Consider the following 17,601-nt stretch of genomic DNA (forward strand, 5'->3'; position numbering starts at 1 on the left):
GAGGGATCAGATGAGCTCCGTTGCCAAAGTCATCAAGCGCGAATGGTTGGACTGGCCGTTCTTCGAGCCGCGTCACCAGATCATCGGCGAGGCGCTCGATCGCTTCGTCCAGTCGGGAGCGATCGACAAGATCGACCACAGCGACGTCGACGTCGCCTGCCGCCGGCTCGTGCGCGCGATGGGCGAGGCGGGGGTGCTTGATTGCGCGGTCGCGGCACCCGACGGTGATGCGACGACAATCGATTCTCGCTCGATCTGCCTGTCGCGCGAGTCGCTCGCCTATGCCGATGGCCTCGCCGATTTCGCCTTCGCGATGCAGGGGCTCGGCTCCGGCGCGATCGCGCTCGGCGGCTCTGCGGAGCTGCGCAAGGCCGTGCTGCCGAAGGTTCGCTCCGGCGAATGGCTTGCGGCCTTCGCGCTGTCGGAGAAGGAGGCGGGATCGGACGTCGCGGCGATGTCCTGCACCGCGCGCGCCGACGGCAACGACTACGTCATCGACGGCGAGAAGACCTGGATCTCCAACGGCGGCATTGCCGACGTCTACACGCTGTTTGCGCGAACGGGCGAGGCGCCGGGCGCCCGCGGCATTTCGGCCTTTGTCGTCTTTCCCGATGATCCCGGGCTCAGCATTGCCGAGCGTATCGACGTCATCGCGCCGCATCCGCTGGCGACGTTGCGCTTTGCCAATTGCCGGATTCCGGCGAGCCGCCGCCTCGGCGCGCCGGGCGGCGGGTTCAAGCTCGCGATGCAGACGCTGGATATTTTTCGCGCATCGGTCGCGGCCGCTGCCCTCGGCTTCGCGCGGCGGGCGCTCGACGAAGCGCTGTCGCATGCGCGTAGCCGGCACATGTTCGGTGCGACGCTGGGCGATCTCCAGCTGACTCAGGCCGCGCTCGGCGACATGGCGACCGACACCGATGCTGCCGCGCTGCTGACCTACCGTGCGGCCTGGCGCCGCGACGTCCAGAAGCTGCCGACGACGCGCGAAGCTGCAATGGCGAAGCTGACCGCCACCGAGACCGCGCAACGCGTCATCGACCGCGCCGTCCAGATGTTCGGCGGCCGCGGCGTGCGCAAGGGCGAGGTCGTCGAAAGCCTCTACCGCGAGATCCGCGCGTTGCGCATCTACGAGGGCGCGACCGAGGTCCAGAAACTGATTGTTGCGCGCGACCTCCTGAAGCCGCGCTGAGAGGATCGGGAGTTCCGCATGAGTACGATGACAAAGCCAGAAGCCGCGGCGACCAACGGTCTGCAAGTGCTTCAGCCCAGCGGCTGGCCGCAGCCAAAGGGATATGCCAACGGCATCATGGCCGAGGGACGCCTAGTTGTGACGGGTGGTGTCGTGGGTTGGGACGTTGCAGGCCGGTTTGGTGACGGATTCGTCGCGCAGGTCCGGCAGGCACTCGAAAACATCGTCGCGATTCTGGCCGAAGGCGGCGCGCGGCCGGACCATCTCGTGCGCCTGACCTGGTATGTCGTCGACATGGATGAATACATCACCAATCTGAAGGCGCTCGGCAAAGCCTATCGTGAGGTCTTGGGCACCCACTACCCCAGCATGGCGCTCGTGCAGGTCGTGCGTCTTGTCGAACCATCCGCGCGCGTCGAGATCGAAGCGACGGCCGTGATCCCACGCTGACGACGGCGCGCGCGTCGGCTACGGGCCGAGATCACTGCGCGGCCGCTTGGGCAGACACGAAAGCCTGCTCCAAATGCGCGCGCATGCGGGTCGAGGCCTCCGTCAGATTGTTGGCGGCAACGGCTTCGATGATGGCGAGGTGCTCGCGGCACCATTCGCGGACACGGCGGCTGTCGAAATAGCTGCCGAATTCAAGCAGGCGCCGAAGCCGGTTCTGGTATTGAACCGCCTGCGCGAAGAATGCATTGCCGCAGAACTCGGCGCACATCTCATGAAATGTGGCATCCGTCTCGAACAGCTGTGTGCTGGAGACGGAGGCGATGTCGGGGTGCGACACCAGATAAAGGTGCTCCAGGCGCATCCGTTCGATGGCGGCGAGATCCGGCTTGAACGTCGGCAATAGAAAGCCTGAAGGCTCCAGCGTCAGGCGAAATTCGTAGCTGGCGCGGAGCGAGACAAGGGAGTCCAGTGTCGGCAGGAACGTCCAACCATGCCCCTGCTTGCGTGCGATCAGGCCGTCTTCGGCGAGCCGCGAAAGAGTGCGCGCCAGGACCACACGATCGACATTGTACCGGCGGGCGATCTCACTCTGCGTAATGGAGTTCGGAATGCGGTGTTCGAGGCGATCGCGAACGAGCTTTGCATAGAGCTCCTCGTCGATCGTCGAGGGGATTTCGATCTCGATCCGGTGCAGAGAATCGAACGGCTTGCGCAGGAAGAAGCCGTGATTTTTCCGCGTCTCCGCGATGCCACGCTCGGCCAGGAGGTCGAGCGCAGACCTGATCGGCGTCCGCGAGACACCGAGCAGGTCCGCAAGGTGCTGCTCGCGAAGATGATGCCCGGGCTCAAACTTGGCGTCCCGGATGACAACCAGAATCTGGTTGGCGAGACGAAAGCGGCTTTGTTGGGTTGACCGCGCCATGGGAGGGGGCTTTGGGATCCGTCCTAAAGTACGAGTTGCAACTTCTGATACAATAGCTTCGGGCGACGATCTGCGTCAAAAATCGTCTGACCAAAGCTTAGTCAGAAGATGCCCGCTGATAGGGCTTGACGCCGAATGCATCAAGGATTGTATAATAGTCAACAATAGAACAATCAAGCTACAGGGGTCACCCATGTCTCGTTTGCGCCTTGCCTGCGGAGCCCTGTTGCTTTGTCTGTCCGGCTCGGCGATGGCCGCCGATCTCTCGTCGGCCACGCTGGTGGAGAAGGGCGCGCTGACCTACGGCGTCGCCGGTACATTTGCGCCCTTCGAGTTTCAGAAGGACGGCAAGCTCTCGGGCTTCGATATCGACATGATCGGCCTCTTGAGCAAAAAGCTTGGTGCCGAGGCCAAGCCGATGAACATGGAATTCAAGGGGCTGATCGTCGCGCTGCAAGGTGGCCGCGTCGATCTCATCAATTCGGCGATGTATATCAACGAGCAGCGCGCCGCTCAGGTCGACTTCGTTCCCTATCTCAAGATCGGTACGCTCGTCGTAGTGCAGGCGGACAATCCCGCCAAGATCACCGGCCGCGACGATTCCCTGTGCGGCAAGACCGTTGCCGTCACCCTTGGCGGTATCCAGGAAACCTACGCACGGCAGGACGACAAGCGCTGCCGCGACAAGGGGCTTGCCGCCATCAATGTGATGACGCTCCCCACCGCGCAGGATTCGGCGCTCACGCTGCGGCAGGGCCGTGCCGATGTCCTGTTCAATTCCACGCCCGGCGTGGTCGAGCTGATGGACAAGGTGCCGGGCGTCTACGCCGTGGCTGGCCCGGAGTTCGAGACCAGCACGCAGATCGGCATCGCGGTGCGCAAGGGCGACACTGCGATGAAGTCGGCGGTCGAGGCCGCGCTCAAGGAGATCGTCGCCGACGGCTCCTACAAGAAGTTGATCGCAACCTGGAAATTTCCTGCGTCAGTGTCGCTGTTTGACTAAGGGAGCCAGCCGGTGTCCGTCGAACTCGTCCTGAAATACCTCACCTCGCCAAACTTCCTGCACGGCGCCGAGATGACGCTGCTGCTGACGATCGCAGCGCTCATCCTCGGCGTTCTGATCGGTCTCGTTCTTGCGCTGATTCAGGAGAGCCAGACCCGGATCGGCACCTTCGTGACGCTGGTCTATCTCTGGCTCTTCCGCGGCACGCCGGTGCTGTTCCAGATCATCTTCATCTACAATGTGTTGCCGTCGTTCGGCATCAAGCTCTCGGCATTCGTGTGCGCGGTGCTGGCGCTGTCGTTGAACGAGGGCGCCTACATGGCGGAGATCCTGCGCTCGGGCCTTCAGGCGGTGAAGAAAGGGCAGCGCACGGCCGGCCTCGCGCTCGGCATGACCGGAACCCAGATGATGCGCCACGTCGTGATTCCCCAAGCCGCGCGGATCGTGCTGCCGCCGATGGGGAACCAGATGATCGGCATGCTGAAGCTCAGCGCGCTCGTCTCCGTGATCGCCGTGGAGGAGCTGCTGCTGGTCGCAAACCAGACGGCGAGTGCCGACTTCCGCTACTTCGAGGCGTTGACCGCTGCCGGCATCTATTATCTCGCGATGACCACGGCCTTCATGGGGCTGCAAATCCTGTTGGAAGCCGTGCTCGATCCCAAGAAGCGGCAGCGGATGCGACGGCTTTCGCTGACCGAGCGGATGCTCGGGATGTCGAAGCTGGCGGTGCGGTAACACGCATGCAGCATCTTCTCGAGATCGTCGGCATCAACAAGAGCTTCGGCGCGACGCAGGTGCTGAAGGCCTGCACGCTGGCGGTCGATCCTTCCGAGACGGTCGTCCTGATCGGGCCATCAGGGTCGGGCAAGTCGACGCTCCTGCGTTGCGTCAACCTGCTGGAAACGGTGGACAGTGGCGACATCTTCTTCGAGGGCGAGAACATCACGAGCGCCCGGCGTACGGCTCATCTGTTGCGCCGTCAGATCGGCATGGTTTTCCAGAACTTCGAATTGTTCGCCCATCTTTCGGCAGCCGAGAATGTCATGCTGGCGCCGGTGAAAATTCTCGGAATCAGCCGAGCCGATGCCCATGACATCGCGGTCGACCTTCTGCGCAAGGTGCAGATCCCCGAGAAGGCGGACGCCTTCCCGGACGAGCTGTCCGGCGGCCAGCAGCAGCGCGTCGCGATTGCGCGTGCGCTTGCGATGCGGCCCAAGCTGATGCTGTACGATGAGCCGACCTCTGCGCTCGATCCGGAAATGATCCGCGAGGTGCTTGATGTCATGGCAACCCTCAGCGCCGAGGGCATGACGAGCATCGTCGTCACCCATGAGATGGGCTTCGCCCGGCGCGCCGCCGACCGGATCGTCTTCATGGAGCACGGCGAGATCATCGAGACTGCGTCGAGCGATCAGTTCTTTGGCGGCACGGTCAACGACCGGACGCGCCGTTTTCTTGATCAGATCCTTCACTGACCCCGATATCCGGAGCCCGTCGATGTCCAGTTCTCCCGATGTCGCCCGCATGAAGCGAGAGCTCGCAAGGCTCGTCGCAATCGATACGCAGAATCCTCCCGGCCACGAGGCTCCTGCCGCGCAATATCTGCGCGAGTTGCTTGCGAACGAGGGCTTCGAGGTATCGTTCCAGGAGTACAAGCCGGGACGCATCAACGTCGTCGCGCGGCTCGAGAACGGTGCCGGCCCGGTGTTCGCGTTCAACACCCATATGGATGTCGTGCCGGTTGGCGACGGCTGGTCCTCGGATCCTTTTGCCCTGACCGAACGCGATGGACGGCTCTACGGCCGCGGCGCCTGCGACTGCAAGGGACCGTTGGCGGCGATGTTGGAGGCCATGCGCATGCTGGCAGCCGATCGCGCGGCGTGGTCAGGCACGCTGCTCGGCGTCTTCGTGGCCGACGAGGAAATTGCCAGCGAAGGCGCCAAATTCTACGCCGCGGGTCGCCCAAAGATTGATGCTGCGGTTGTCGGCGAGCCGACCTCCAATGCCATCTTCTCCGCGCACAAGGGCAGCCTGCGCCCGGTGGTGCGGGTACACGGTGTATCAGCGCATTCCGGAACGCCGCATCTTGGCGAGAACGCGATCTACCGGGCCGGTGAATTGCTTGGGCTTGTCGCCGAGCATCACGACAAGGTGGTGCGTCACCACAGCCATCCGCTGGTCGGGGCGGCGAGCCTCACGGTCACCAGGATCAACGGTGGCCACGCGGACAACGTGTTGCCTGGCGGCTGCGACCTTCTGCTCGATCGCCGGATGGTGCCTGGAGAGGATGAGGAGGCCGTCAAGCGCGAGATCGATCAGCTTCTCGTGGTCGCGCGCGAGCGCTTCGGCCTGCGCGCCGAAATCGTCGACTACAAGGCGACGACGGGCGGGGCGACGGAAACGGCGGCGGATAGTCCGATCGTGCAGGCGAGCCTTGCTGCAAGTCGCGCCCACGGTGTGACAAAGCCGGGTCCGTTCGGCTTCCAGGGCGCTTGCGATCTCGTGCATTTCAGCAGCGTCGGTGCGCAGGGGACCGTGATCGGCCCGGGCGATCTCGCCGTCGCCCACAAGCCCGACGAGTTCGTGCCGGTCGACGAATTCGTCACCGCCAGCCTGATCTATCGCGACGTGGCGAAAGCCATGCTGCGCAACTAGGACCTGAAATTTGCGCGTCTCATTGCATTCGGCCGATCTGCACTACGGCGGTGGGCTCGTTCTCCACACGGCATCGTCGGGCAGCATCGCCAGCCTGAAGGAGATCTACCTGCGGCTCGATGACGGTGACACCGTCGGCATCGGCGAGGTGCGGGCCAACATTGCCTACCTCAATGGCTATGATGAGAAGACCGTGGTGGAATTCGCGATCGCCGCCGTTCGCGAGGTCGACTGGAGGCGCGATCCGCTTGATCTGATCGCGATGATGACGCTTTGGGAGGCGCCCTACATCGCACCGGTCCGCACTTTGATCGATTGCGCGTTGCATGATCTCGTCGCGCGTCGGGAGCGCAAGAGCGTTGCCGCCTGGCTTGGCGCGCCGCGACGGGATGTGACCTGCAAGACGAACCAGACCCTGTTCTGGTCCTCGTACGAAGATTTCCTGGCCCAGGCGCAGGCTTATGTCGATCGCGGCTACACGGATCTCAAGGTGCGCATCGCCGTCGGTGACTTTGCGGAAGATCTGCGCCGTATCGCGGCCCTGCGTGAGCGTTTTGGCGGGCGGGTGAAAATCGCTGCGGACGCAAACGGACGCTGGATGGCCGATGAGGCGCTTGCAAAGCTTGATGCGCTCGCCGGGTACGATCTCGCCTATGTCGAGCAACCGGTGCCGCCCGGCAACTGGGCGAGCATCGATGAACTCGCGCGGCGAAGCCCGATTCCCGTGATGCTCGACGAGAGCATCGCCACGACCAATGATGTCGCACAGATCTGCTCATATGGGGGGCGGGTGTTTGCGCACCTCAAGCTCGTGAAGCTCGGCGGCATTGCGCCAACCGTTGCGGCCGCGCGAAAACTGTCTGAGGCAGGCGTGCCCTTCATGATCGGTCAGATGAACGAAGGGGCCGCTGCCACCGCGGCGGCGCTGCACGTCGCCTGCGCGACACTGCCTGAATTCGCCGAGCTCTATGGAGCTGACGGGCTCGTCGATGATCCGGTTTCGGGCATCTTCTACACCGCTGGGGCGGTCCATGCGGAGCGTACTCCCGGCCTCGGCGTCGCCTTCGACGCCGCCACCACCAAGCTTATTGGAGACTACAGATATGGCTAGCGACGGCGTCGAGCAGGGCTCTGAATCAGCATTCCCGAAACAGGAGTACGACGGGCGGGTCGCGCGCGCACGCGCGCTCCTTGCAAAAGCCGGCATCGACGTCATGGTCGTCACCGGGCCCGAGAACATCTTCTACCTCACGGGCCAGCAGACGCCGGGCTATTACACGTTTCAGGCGCTGGTCCTGCCGGTGGAGGGCGAGCCTGCCTTCGTCGTTCGGCAGCTCGAATATTTCAACTTCATCTCAAACACCTTCATTGCGAATGCGGAAGTTTACCAGGACGGCGACCTGCCGGTGAATTTCCTGGTGAACGTTATCAAGGCGCGCGGCTGGGCGTCGAAGCGCATCGCGATCGATAAGCGCGGCTGGTTCTTACCCGTCGCGACTTATGAAGCGCTCCAGGACAAGCTCGGAATAGTACATGATGGTGCGGGGATCATCGAGCAGCTTCGTATCGTGAAATCGGCGGCCGAGCTCGAGAAGATCGCCACCGCGGCATCCTATGTCGACGCCGGCATGCGTGCGGGGCTCGCGGCGGTGAAGCGTGGTGCAAGCGACAACGACCTGGTCTCCGCCATGGTCGGAACGTCGATCGCCGCAGGCTCCGAATATGTCGGCATGGAGCCGCTGGTCTCGGTCGGCCGCCGTTCCGGCGTGCCGCACGGCACCTGGCGGCGCGGACGGATCGGGGCCGACGATCCCGTGTTCCTGGAAATGGCGGCAAGCCACGACCGCTACCACGCCGCGCTGATGCGCAGCGCCTGGCTCGGCACCATGCCGCAAATCGCGATCGACATGGAGAAGACCTGCCAGGATGGGCTTTCCGCGGCGCTGGAGGCGATCAAGCCGGGCGCGATCTGCGAGGCGCCGCATCTGGCCTGTCAGCAGGTCATCGACCGTGCCGGCTACACCGAGAACTTCAGGAAGCGCGTGGGCTACAGCATCGGCATCGCCTTTGCGCCCGATTGGGGCGAGGGCGGCGCGCTCAGCCTCTACACCGGCGTCACCACCGAGCTGCGGCCGGGCATGACGTTCCATTTGCCGGTTGCCTTGCGGATCTACGGCCAGTTCACGGTCGGCGTCAGCGAGACCGTGATGGTCACCGAAACCGGCTGCCGGCCGCTCGGCACGATCAATCGTCCGATCCTGCGCATCGCAGGCTGAATCACGGCATGCGGGATTTTGCCAGCACGCAGTGAATGCCCTTGTTGCCGTCGACCAGCTGGGTGACCCGGAGGTCGGCGGCGATGGAGCAGAGCGTGTAGGCATCCTGCGCGCTGAGGCCGCATTTTTCGCGGATCAGCGCAATCATGTCGCGCAGCGCGGCCTTGGCCGCATCATCGAGATCTTCGTCGAAGCCCATCGTGATCCAGTCGGACGCAGTTTCCGCGCGCGGCGAGGCGAGGCGTAGATCGCGCCTGACGTGGAATTCGAAGGTGCCGGTGAGCGCGGCCTCGATCGCGGTCAGGCAGACTTCGCCGTCGCCCTGGAGCACGTGGCCATCGCCCGCGGAGAACAGCGCGCCCGGCACGAACACGGGAAAATAGATCGTGGTGCCGACGCCGAGTTCCTTGTTGTCCATGTTGCCGCCAAAGGCCCGCGGCTCCTTTGAGGACAGCCGGCCCCAACCCGGCGGCGGCGCGACGCCGAAATTGCCGAAGAAGGGCGCCAGCGGCAGCTCCTGCCCCCACGGGAGTTTTGCAACGTTGCGCGCGCGGTCCAGCGGAATGTGGATGCGGCGGAATTCGGGAAAATCCTCCGGCAGCGTGCCGAGCGTCGGGACCTGGAGATTCCAGCCCCAGTTGCAGCGCAGTTCGATGTTGAGAACGCGCACTTCGAGAATATCGCCCGGCTCGGCGCCCTCGATGTGGATCGGTCCGGTGAGGAGGTGCGGCCCCGGACCGCGGAACGTGCTTGCCAGCACCTCCGCATGTCCGGGAACGACGTCGAAGCCGAGCGACGGATCTGGCAGATCATCCGGCTCGCCGGAGAGGGTCTCGATGGTCACGCGGTCTCCGGATGCAATCCGGAGTACCGGCTTCAGTTGTCCATCCCAAAGTCCCCACTGGACGTTTCCGGGCGTGGATCGAAGAACGAAGTCCATGATCTCCCCCTACATGACCCGCCGTCACCTCCCTGCGGTGCTCGCAACGATCGAAGAGCTCGAGGTCACGTGCTTGCCGAGCACGAGATAGACCAGGCCTGCGACCCCGATCCCGAACAGCCAGCTCAGATCGGCGCCGCCCAGCAGATTGATCGAGACCGGCCCCTGGAGCGCGCCGACCAGACCGTCTTCCATCGACCATCCGGCAGCGAGACCTGCAAGGAAGGCGATCATGCCCGCCCAGTTGATGTCGCCATAGGCGCTGGTCTCCGGCGACCGATAGAGCTCGGCGACGTCGATCTTGCCCTTTCGCTTGATGAAGAAATCCGCGAGCACCACGCCGGCCCACGGGCTCATCCACAACAGCAGGCTGATCATCCAATTGTCGAACGCCTTGGCGAAGGACGGCGCGAAGATGAAGTACAGCGTGACCAGATAGCCGGCGACGCCCACGATGACGGTGAGCCAGAAGCGCGAGAGCTTCAGCCCCGCGCTGAGCGCCGCCAGTCCCGCCGAATAGACGTTGAGGATGTTGGTGGCGATCGGGCCGTGCAGCACCATCAGCAGAACCAGGATGCTGACCGGTCCGCCGAACACCGCGCTGACCATCTTGGCGGGATCGGTGTCCAGCGTCGTCGAGGCGATGGTCGCGCCGAGCGTGGCGAGCCAGACCGTCGGCACGAACATGCCGATATAGCTGTACCAGAACACGGACTTCGACGGCACGCTTCGCGGCACGAAGCGCGAATAGTCGGACGCCCAGGTAACCCAGGAAATGCCCCAGCCGACGCCGATCGCGGTCATCAGCAGCGTCAGCATCGCAAGATGCGCACCGGGCGGCAGCGACGTCGTGAGCCCCCAATTGACGACGCCGGGGCGCGTCCACGCCAGGATGCTCATGAGCACCATAATGGCGATGGTCGGCGGCACCGTGTATTTCTCGAAGGTGCGGATGGCGTAGAAACCGTAGACCCCGATCAAGACCTGCGCCGCCATCACCAGCGTGATGATGACGATCTCGATCAGCCAGGTGTCGGGAACGCCGAACTGGCCGAGAATGCCGATCGAGATCTTCACCGGGAAGTAGGTGTTCACGCCGATCCAGCACAACGTCATCAGAAACATCAGGATGCTGGGCAGGTAGGCGCCGCGGACGCCGAACGCGGATCGGCTGAGCACCATCTGATTGACGCCGGTCTTGTGTCCCATCACCGTGAAGGCGGCGAAGATCGCGCAGCCGACGATGTTGCCGATGATGATGACCGCGATCGTTTCCATCAGCCCGAGCTTCAGGATGATGCCGAGCGCGCCGAGCGCCCAGTTGACCGGAGCGATGTTGGCGCCCGCCCAGATCCACATCTGCTGTGGTCCGGTCGAGTCCCGGTCTGCGTCGGGAATAGGCTCGATGCTGTGAATGTCAGCGCGAAGTTCGGTATCCGTCATGGCGTCCCCCAATACGAAGCACACTTCGCATCGGTTGCAGCATAAATCGTGCCACTGCCTGCCGGGTGCCGGCGGCAGGGATGATGCGACTGCTAGAGGCTGCGTGCCTTGCGCCGGATTGCACTTGAGTTTTCAAGCGCGAGCCGACCTCATGCGTCGAGGCATTTGCTTCGCTGCCGGGATGTCTGACGCGAAGGAGTCCGTCGCGGCGGCGAGCAGCGGTGCGATGACAAATTGGGCAACCCAACTCAAAAGCGCAGCAGTCGGCGACTATTCAAATAGGGCAGCAGCGCTGTCACGGCTGGGATTGCCTGCCACGATGCGCTGCATCATCTCGATGAACAGCGCCTGTTCCTTCTCGCTGAGATCACCCAGCGTCGCGCGGTGCGCCCGTCGCGCCGCCCCCTCGATCTTGACGAGCAGGGCGGCGCCGGCCGGCGTCAGGCGGCACAATCGCGCCCGGCGATCGTCCTTGTTGACGGCGCGTTCAACCAGGTTTCGTGCGGCGAGCCGCTTCAACGCGCCGGTCGTCGTGGTCCGATCGAGGGCGATATCGGCCGCCAGGCTGGTCTGATCGGCCGTTTCGCGTGCCGCCAGCGCAGAGAGCAGGCTGTATTGCAGCGGCGTGACCTCGAACGCACCGCATGCCTCCTGGAAGAGCGCGACGTGAATCTGGTGCAGTCGTCGGATCAGATATCCGGGACGTTGGGACAATGGCCACGGGCGATGCTTGGCCCCGCTGCGACGTGTCTTCGCTTGCCGCAATGCACGCTCTCCCGACTTGGAACTCCGTCGCGCTTAGCTCGATTCGAGTGCGCTCGCCACCACCAGATCATGGCACGAAGTTTGCTTTTGTAAAATACGAAGCATGCTTCGTAATTCGAGGGCGGGGCAACCGCCTGCGCGAGATAGAGGAGAGCGCCATGTCCGTCACGACCAGCTCGGTCACTGCCAGCTTCGACCTTCTGCTGCGAGGCGGTCGCGTGATCTGTCCGGCGTCGGGCGTGGACGGTATCAGGGATGTTGCCATACGCAACGGCAAGATCGCGGCCGTCGCGCCGGATATCCTGCCGACCAGCGCGAAGGAGGTGGTCGATGTCGGCGGCAAGCTCGTGCTGCCCGGGCTGATCGACACCCATGCGCATGTCTACCAATATGTCTCCGGCCGCTTCGGCATGAATGCCGACATGGTCGGCGTGCAGTCGGGCGTGACGACGCTGGTCGATCAGGGTGGTCCGTCCTGCATGACGCTGCCCGGCTTTCGTCACTTCATCGCGGAGCCCGCGGCCTCACGCGTCTATGCCTTCCTGTCCGCTTATCTCGTCGGTGGCCTCGAGGGGCACTACTATCCGAAGCTCTATAGCCCCGACGGTGTCGACATCGACGCGACCGTCAAATCGGCGACGGCCAATCTCGACCTCGTCCGCGGCATCAAGGCGCATGCCGAAATCGGCGGTTTCGCGCGCTGGGGCATTCGCGTCATCGAGATGGCGGCGGAGATCGGCAAGCGCGCCGATTTGCCGGTCTATGTGCATTTCGGCCAGCTCTGGGGCCTGCCCGAGAGCGGCGCCAATGGCGAAGATGCGGACACGATCCTGACGCGGGTGATCCCGTTGCTGCGCGAAGGCGACATTCTCGCGCATCCCTTCACGCGCCATCCCGGCGGCTTCGTCAATCGTGAAGGCGAAGTGCATCCGGTGATCCAGGCCGCACTCGATCGCGGCCTGAAGGTCGATGTCGGTCATGGCAGTCACTTCTCGTATCGGCTCGCGAAAAAGGCGATTGCCGTCGGCATCGTTCCGGCCACGCTGGGCGCCGACATTCACGGCTACAACACGCATGTGCCAGCTCCAGCCGGGACGCCCGATCAGCACGAGGACGACGAGAACCATCCCTTCGCGAGCCAGGCCAAGTTCAGCCTGGTCCAGGCGATGAGTTCGATGATGGCGCTCGGCCTGTCGCTGGAGCAGGTGGTGCCGATGGTCACCTCCAATCCGGCCAAGATGCTCGGCCGCACGGGGGAGATCGGCGCCCTCAAGGTCGGCATGGAGGCCGACGTCTCCGTTCTCACGGAGCAGAACGGCCGCTTCGTCCTGCGCGACAACGAGAAGAATGAGGTCATCGCTGAGCGCCTGCTTCAGCCGGCCTTCTGCCTGCGCGCCGGCACGCGCTTTGACGCTGTCGCGCCGATCCTGCCGCAGGCTATTGCGGCGTAGCCGCGCGGTGAAGGAGAACGCGGAGTTGCGCAACGAGCGGGAGTTTCCTTCTAGCAAGTCCGGGCAGGGCGTGGGCGCACGGCTGCCGCGGAAGGAGGACGACCGCTTGATGCGTGGCCGCGGCCAGTTCGTCGCCGATATCAGGCTTGCGGGCCTTCAGGACGTCGCGTTCGTGCGTAGCCCGCTGGCGCATGCGCGGATCCGCGGCATCCATGTGCCCGAGCGCTATCGCGGCAGTGTGTTCACGGCGGCGGACCTCGTCGGCATCAATCCGATCCGCGCGGTGTCGGCCCTTCCTGGATTCAAGATTTCAGAGCAGCCGGTGCTCGCGACCGGCAAGGTGCGCCAGGTCGGCGAGCTCGTCGCCATGTGCGTCGCGCCGACGCGCGCCGAAGCCGAGGATATCGCGGCCTCCGTGACGCTGGATCTGGAAGAGCTGCCCGCGGTCTACGACATGCTGAAGGCGCGCGAGCCGGGTTCGGCCCTGGTGCACGAGCATTGGGGCGACAATGTCTTTCTCGAAACCAATTTCGAGGTCGACATTTCCGCAGCACTCGACGCGCCGATCAAGGTGACGCGCGAGATCTCGACCGCGCGGCAATGCATGTCGCCGCTCGAAGGCCGCGGCGTGGTTGCAACCTTCGACCGTCGGCTCGATCAGCTCACGCTGCATTCGGCAGCGCAGATGCCGCACATCACGCGCAGCGGCCTTGCCGAATGCCTTGGCATGGAGGAGGGCCTGATCCGGGTTATCTCGCCCGATGTCGGCGGCGGTTTCGGGCACAAGGGAATTTTGCTGCCCGAGGAGGTCTGCCTGTCCTGGCTGACCATGCGCTGTGGCCATCCCGTGCGCTGGACCGAGGATCGCCGCGAGCATCTCGTCGCCAGCTCCAATTGCCGCGAGCACCATTACAGAATCACGCTCTATGCCGATCGCGACGGCACGTTGCGCGGCATCGAATGCGAAGCGACCGTGGATTCCGGCGCCTATTCGTCCTATCCGTTCTCTGCCTGTCTCGAAGCAGCGCAGGTCGCAAGCATCCTGCCTGGTCCCTACAAGATGCCGGCCTATCGATGCCGCACCTTCTCTGTCGCCACCAACAAATGCCCGATCCTGCCCTATCGCGGCGTGGCGCGCACCGGCGTGTGCTTTGCGCTGGAATTGATGCTCGACCTCGTAGCTGTCGAGGCCGGGCTTGAGCCCGGCGAGGTGCGGCTGCGCAATCTGGTGCAGCCGGAGCAGATGCCGTTCGACAACATCACCAAGAAACATTTCGACAGCGGCGATTATCCGCAAGCGATGCGGCGCGCACTGACCTCGATCGACATCGATGCCATTCGTGCGCGCCAACGCAAAGGCGAATCCGACGGTCGCCGGATCGGCGTCGGCATCTCCATCTATTGCGAGCAGGCCGCCCACGGCACGTCGGTCTATGCCGGCTGGGGCATCCCGATGGTGCCCGGCCACGAGCAGGCTTCCGCACGGCTGACGCCGGACGGCGGCCTCGAGCTGCGCGTCGGTGTGCATTCGCACGGGCAGGGCATGGAGACGACGCTCGCCCAGGTCGCGCATGAAATGCTGGGAATCGACGTCGCAAAGATACGCATCATCCTCGGCGACACCGCGATGACACCCTATTCGACCGGCACCTGGGGCTCGCGTTCGATGGTCATGGCGGGCGGCGCGGTGGCGACCGCCTGCCGCGAGCTTGGCGAACGTGCGAGGCGCATCGGCGCCAAGTTGTTGCAGCATGATCCGGTCTCGGTCGTGTTGCAGAATGGCGAGGTGCGCGGCGTCAATGGCAGCGTCAGCCTCCAGACGATCGCTCACACCTGGTATCGCCGACCCCAGGATCTGCCGGCCGACGTCGATCCCGGCGGACTGGAAGTGACGCAAGGCTACAAGCCCGTGCGCGACAGCGGCACCTTCAGCTACGCCGCGCATGCGGCTGTCGTTGCGGTCGACCCTGATGTCGGCGAGGTCGAAATCCTCGACTATGTCATCGTCGAGGATGGCGGCGTGCTGGTCAATCCGATGGTCGTCGACGGCCAGATCTATGGCGGACTCGCGCAGGGCATCGGCACCGCGCTCTATGAGGAAATGCCGTTCGATGCCTCCGGGCAGCCGCTGGCGACGACGCTTGCCGACTATCTGCTTCCCGGTGCGACCGAAGTTCCTTCGGCGCGGCTCGATCACATGGAGACGCCGTCGCCCTATACGCAGTTCGGCGTGAAGGGCATCGGCGAGGGCGGGGCGATTGCGCCGCCTGCCGCGATTGCGAATGCCGTCAACGATGCGCTGCGGCCGCTCGGTGTCGAGCTGATGCAGTCGCCGATCACGCCCCATCGCGTCGTCACCGCCGTGCTGGCCGCGCGCACGGCCGAAAGGAGCGCGGCATGAAGCCTGCGCCGTTCGGCTATGAGCGTCCACGCGATCTCAACTCCGCGCTGTCGATGTTGGCTGCGGCAGGCGGATCGGCGAAGGTCATCGCAGGTGGCCAGTCGCTCGGCCCGATGCTCAATTTGCGGCTGGTGCAGCCGGAGCTGGTGGTCGATATCTCCGGCCTTGCCGAGCTCAAGCAGGCGGAGCTTCGCGACGGCGAGCTGGTGCTCGGCGCTTTGGTCACGCATGCCGACATCGAGGACGGGCGCACGGCGGATGTGACACGTGGCGCCATGCGCGGTGTCGCGGCCAACATCGCCTATCGCGCGGTGCGCAACCGCGGCACCATCGGTGGGTCGCTCAGCCATGCCGATCCCGCCGCGGACTGGATTTCCGCGCTCGCCGCGTTGGGCGCGCGGGTCGCGCTGCGCAGTCTGGCCGGGGCGCGTGTGATGGCGATCGAGGCGTTCGTGGTCGGTGCGCTGGAATCGGCGCTGCACGCCGGCGAAATCGTCGAGGCGGTCCATGTGCCGCCACGGCCGGTCTCGGCGCATTGGGGTTATGCCAAGAGCTGCCGCAAGACCGGCGAGTTCGCCCACGCCATTGGCGCGGTGCTGGTCGATCCTGCCAGGGCTTCCGCCCGCGTCGTGATCGGTGCGATCGACACAGTGCCGATCGTTTTGACCGACGCGGCCGAGCTGTTCGGAGGACGGGTTGCGGCCGACTACAAGCAGCGTTTCGACGCTCGCGTTGCCGATGCGCTGCTGGCGAAGGCCGGCATCAGTGACGCAGCCGAGCGCCATATCCATGTCAGCGTGTTGAAGCGTGCCGTCCACGAGGCCGCCGCATGAACACGATCGCCCTCAACGTCAACCGTCGCGCGTTGGAGGCGCTGGCCGAGCCGCGCACCAGCCTTGCTGATTTCGTCCGCGACAAGCTCGATCTGACCGGCACGCATCTGGGCTGCGAGCACGGCGTTTGCGGCGCCTGCACCGTGCTGCTCGACGGCGTGCCGGCGCGGTCCTGCATCACCTATGCAGCGGCATGCGAGGGCGCCGACATCACCACGATCGAAGGTCTCGACGAGGACGAGGTCACAGTCGAGCTTCGCGCCGCCTTCACCCGGGAGCATGCCCTGCAATGCGGCTATTGCACCCCGGGGATGCTGGTCTCGGCGCGAGACCTCGTGCTGCGTTTGCCGGATGCCGACGAGCGGCGAATTCGCGTGGGCCTGAGCGGCAATCTCTGCCGCTGCACCGGCTATGTCGGAATCGTACGCGCGGTGCAGTCCGTGATCGAGGCCCGGCGCGCGCGCAACATCGCGCCGCAAGCCGATGGTGGACGGACCAGCCTTGGTCCTGTCGGATCGGGGCGTGCTGCGCTTGGCTCGAACGAGCAGCCGCCGCGGCCTGCGCGGCAGGAGTTCGCGCCGGCATCGGACGGCGTCGCGCCGGGAGTCATTCCGGACTTCATCCCCGCAACCGTTCTGGAGCAGCGCTTCACGCTGCCGCATGCGCCGGCAAAAGTGTTTGCGATGTTCGACGATATCGCGGGCATCGCAGCCTGCCTTCCCGGCGTATCGCTGACGGCGCCGCCAAGCCCGGAGCGCGTCGAGGGCGCGATCCGCGTCAGGCTCGGGCCGATCGCGGCGGCCTTCGAAGGAGCCGCACGCGTCGAACGCGATCCCGCGACGCTCTCAGGCCGCATCATTGGTATCGGCACCGACCGGCGCAGCCATTCGGCGACGCAGGGGGAAATCCGCTATCGCCTGGTCCCGCTCGATGGCGGGGCTGCCACAACCGTCGAACTGTCGATCGGCTACACGCTCACGGGAATGCTGGCCCAAATCGGTCGTCCCGGCTTGGTGCGCGATCTCGCCAGACGTCTGGTTGCAGAGTTCGCCGGCAATCTCGATCGGCACATGTCGGGTGCGTCGCCGCGAGAGACCACCCCGGCGGAGCTCAGCTTCTGGTCGATTGTCTCCGGCGTCGTCCGTGCCCGCATCGCGCGCTTCTTTGGCCGCGGGGACGAGCCGGGATGACGGATCGGTGTGCGCGCACACCGCGGGAGTGACGAAACCTGGACTGCCATAGAGATCAACAGCGTGGGATTTGGAGAGACAAC

At 64.7% G+C, this 17,601-nt stretch carries 16 protein-coding genes; 12 read left to right on the forward strand and 4 right to left on the reverse strand.

Features of this window, described 5'->3' with window-relative positions; translation table 11 throughout:
* Nucleotides 1-10: 10 nt before the first annotated feature.
* Together UB31_RS17600 and UB31_RS17605 are read left to right on the forward strand one after the other, a co-directional pair.
* Nucleotides 11-1,189 (forward strand): acyl-CoA dehydrogenase family protein, encoded by a 1,179-nt coding sequence (locus UB31_RS17600; protein WP_045011758.1) that lies wholly within the window; start codon nt 11-13, stop codon nt 1,187-1,189.
* A gap of 18 nt (nt 1,190-1,207) precedes the next feature.
* Nucleotides 1,208-1,639, forward strand: a complete 432-nt coding sequence (locus UB31_RS17605) for a RidA family protein (RefSeq protein ID WP_045011759.1) — start codon at nt 1,208-1,210, stop codon at nt 1,637-1,639.
* Between the two features lie 31 nt (nt 1,640-1,670).
* Here the strand turns inward: UB31_RS17605 and UB31_RS17610 are convergent, their stop codons facing one another.
* Nucleotides 1,671-2,561: a GntR family transcriptional regulator gene (locus tag UB31_RS17610; protein ID WP_045007010.1), complete on the reverse strand. Its 891-nt coding sequence runs from the start codon at nt 2,559-2,561 to the stop codon at nt 1,671-1,673.
* A 193-nt stretch (nt 2,562-2,754) separates the two neighbouring features.
* Here UB31_RS17610 and UB31_RS17615 point away from each other — a divergent pair, with 193 nt between their 5' ends.
* From UB31_RS17615 to UB31_RS17640, 6 genes are read left to right on the forward strand one after another with little or no spacing between them, the layout of a single operon-like run.
* Nucleotides 2,755-3,564 (forward strand): ABC transporter substrate-binding protein, encoded by an 810-nt coding sequence (locus tag UB31_RS17615; protein ID WP_045011760.1) that lies wholly within the window; start codon nt 2,755-2,757, stop codon nt 3,562-3,564.
* A 12-nt stretch (nt 3,565-3,576) separates the two neighbouring features.
* On the forward strand, nt 3,577-4,299 hold the full coding sequence (locus UB31_RS17620) for an amino acid ABC transporter permease (RefSeq protein ID WP_045011761.1): 723 nt from the start codon (nt 3,577-3,579) through the stop codon (nt 4,297-4,299).
* Between the two features lie 5 nt (nt 4,300-4,304).
* The gene (locus UB31_RS17625) at nt 4,305-5,039 is read left to right on the forward strand and encodes an amino acid ABC transporter ATP-binding protein (RefSeq protein WP_045007007.1); all 735 of its coding nucleotides are present in this window, start codon (nt 4,305-4,307) and stop codon (nt 5,037-5,039) included.
* A 22-nt stretch (nt 5,040-5,061) separates the two neighbouring features.
* Nucleotides 5,062-6,219: a M20 family metallopeptidase gene (locus tag UB31_RS17630; protein ID WP_045011762.1), complete on the forward strand. Its 1,158-nt coding sequence runs from the start codon at nt 5,062-5,064 to the stop codon at nt 6,217-6,219.
* A 10-nt stretch (nt 6,220-6,229) separates the two neighbouring features.
* Nucleotides 6,230-7,330, forward strand: a complete 1,101-nt coding sequence (locus UB31_RS17635) for a mandelate racemase/muconate lactonizing enzyme family protein (RefSeq protein WP_045011763.1) — start codon at nt 6,230-6,232, stop codon at nt 7,328-7,330.
* Complete coding sequence (locus tag UB31_RS17640; protein ID WP_045011764.1) at nt 7,323-8,495, forward strand: M24 family metallopeptidase; 1,173 nt, start codon at nt 7,323-7,325, stop codon at nt 8,493-8,495. Before UB31_RS17635 ends, UB31_RS17640 begins: the two co-directional genes overlap by 8 nt.
* A gap of 1 nt (nt 8,496) precedes the next feature.
* Here the strand turns inward: UB31_RS17640 and UB31_RS17645 are convergent, their stop codons facing one another.
* From UB31_RS17645 to UB31_RS17655, 3 genes are all read right to left on the reverse strand, one after another.
* A complete protein-coding gene (locus UB31_RS17645; RefSeq protein WP_045011765.1) occupies nt 8,497-9,435 on the reverse strand; it encodes an acetamidase/formamidase family protein in 939 nt (312 codons plus the stop codon).
* A gap of 24 nt (nt 9,436-9,459) precedes the next feature.
* The gene (locus UB31_RS17650; RefSeq protein ID WP_045011766.1) at nt 9,460-10,878 is read right to left on the reverse strand and encodes a cytosine permease; all 1,419 of its coding nucleotides are present in this window, start codon (nt 10,876-10,878) and stop codon (nt 9,460-9,462) included.
* A gap of 270 nt (nt 10,879-11,148) precedes the next feature.
* Entirely contained in the window at nt 11,149-11,643 is a 495-nt protein-coding gene (locus UB31_RS17655) for a MarR family winged helix-turn-helix transcriptional regulator (RefSeq protein WP_045011767.1), read from the reverse strand.
* 158 nt (nt 11,644-11,801) lie between these two features.
* Here UB31_RS17655 and UB31_RS17660 point away from each other — a divergent pair, with 158 nt between their 5' ends.
* From UB31_RS17660 to UB31_RS17675, 4 genes are read left to right on the forward strand one after another with little or no spacing between them, the layout of a single operon-like run.
* Entirely contained in the window at nt 11,802-13,094 is a 1,293-nt protein-coding gene (locus UB31_RS17660; protein ID WP_045011768.1) for an amidohydrolase/deacetylase family metallohydrolase, read from the forward strand.
* A gap of 7 nt (nt 13,095-13,101) precedes the next feature.
* A complete protein-coding gene (locus UB31_RS17665) occupies nt 13,102-15,495 on the forward strand; it encodes a xanthine dehydrogenase family protein molybdopterin-binding subunit (RefSeq protein ID WP_045011874.1) in 2,394 nt (797 codons plus the stop codon).
* Nucleotides 15,492-16,328 carry an FAD binding domain-containing protein gene (locus tag UB31_RS17670; RefSeq protein WP_045011769.1) on the forward strand — a complete coding sequence of 279 codons (837 nt, stop codon included), beginning with the start codon at nt 15,492-15,494 and terminating at the stop codon, nt 16,326-16,328. Before UB31_RS17665 ends, UB31_RS17670 begins: the two co-directional genes overlap by 4 nt.
* Nucleotides 16,325-17,518 carry a xanthine dehydrogenase family Fe-S subunit gene (locus tag UB31_RS17675; protein WP_045011770.1) on the forward strand — a complete coding sequence of 398 codons (1,194 nt, stop codon included), beginning with the start codon at nt 16,325-16,327 and terminating at the stop codon, nt 17,516-17,518. The genes UB31_RS17670 and UB31_RS17675 overlap by 4 nt, the downstream gene beginning before the upstream one ends.
* Nucleotides 17,519-17,601 lie beyond the last annotated feature (83 nt).

The sequence above is a fragment of the Bradyrhizobium sp. LTSP849 genome (assembly GCF_000938255.1).
Taxonomy (GTDB): Bacteria; Pseudomonadota; Alphaproteobacteria; order Rhizobiales; family Xanthobacteraceae; genus Bradyrhizobium.

Coding starts and splice junctions, on each gene's coding strand:
- UB31_RS17600 (WP_045011758.1), top strand. CDS start 11: ATGAGCTCCGTTGCCAAAGTCATCAAGCGCGAATGGTTGGACTGGCCG.
- UB31_RS17605 (WP_045011759.1), top strand. CDS start 1,208: ATGAGTACGATGACAAAGCCAGAAGCCGCGGCGACCAACGGTCTGCAA.
- UB31_RS17610 (WP_045007010.1), bottom strand. CDS start 2,561: ATGGCGCGGTCAACCCAACAAAGCCGCTTTCGTCTCGCCAACCAGATT.
- UB31_RS17615 (WP_045011760.1), top strand. CDS start 2,755: ATGTCTCGTTTGCGCCTTGCCTGCGGAGCCCTGTTGCTTTGTCTGTCC.
- UB31_RS17625 (WP_045007007.1), top strand. CDS start 4,305: ATGCAGCATCTTCTCGAGATCGTCGGCATCAACAAGAGCTTCGGCGCG.
- UB31_RS17630 (WP_045011762.1), top strand. CDS start 5,062: ATGTCCAGTTCTCCCGATGTCGCCCGCATGAAGCGAGAGCTCGCAAGG.
- UB31_RS17640 (WP_045011764.1), top strand. CDS start 7,323: ATGGCTAGCGACGGCGTCGAGCAGGGCTCTGAATCAGCATTCCCGAAA.
- UB31_RS17645 (WP_045011765.1), bottom strand. CDS start 9,435: ATGGACTTCGTTCTTCGATCCACGCCCGGAAACGTCCAGTGGGGACTT.
- UB31_RS17650 (WP_045011766.1), bottom strand. CDS start 10,878: ATGACGGATACCGAACTTCGCGCTGACATTCACAGCATCGAGCCTATT.
- UB31_RS17660 (WP_045011768.1), top strand. CDS start 11,802: ATGTCCGTCACGACCAGCTCGGTCACTGCCAGCTTCGACCTTCTGCTG.
- UB31_RS17670 (WP_045011769.1), top strand. CDS start 15,492: ATGAAGCCTGCGCCGTTCGGCTATGAGCGTCCACGCGATCTCAACTCC.
- UB31_RS17675 (WP_045011770.1), top strand. CDS start 16,325: ATGAACACGATCGCCCTCAACGTCAACCGTCGCGCGTTGGAGGCGCTG.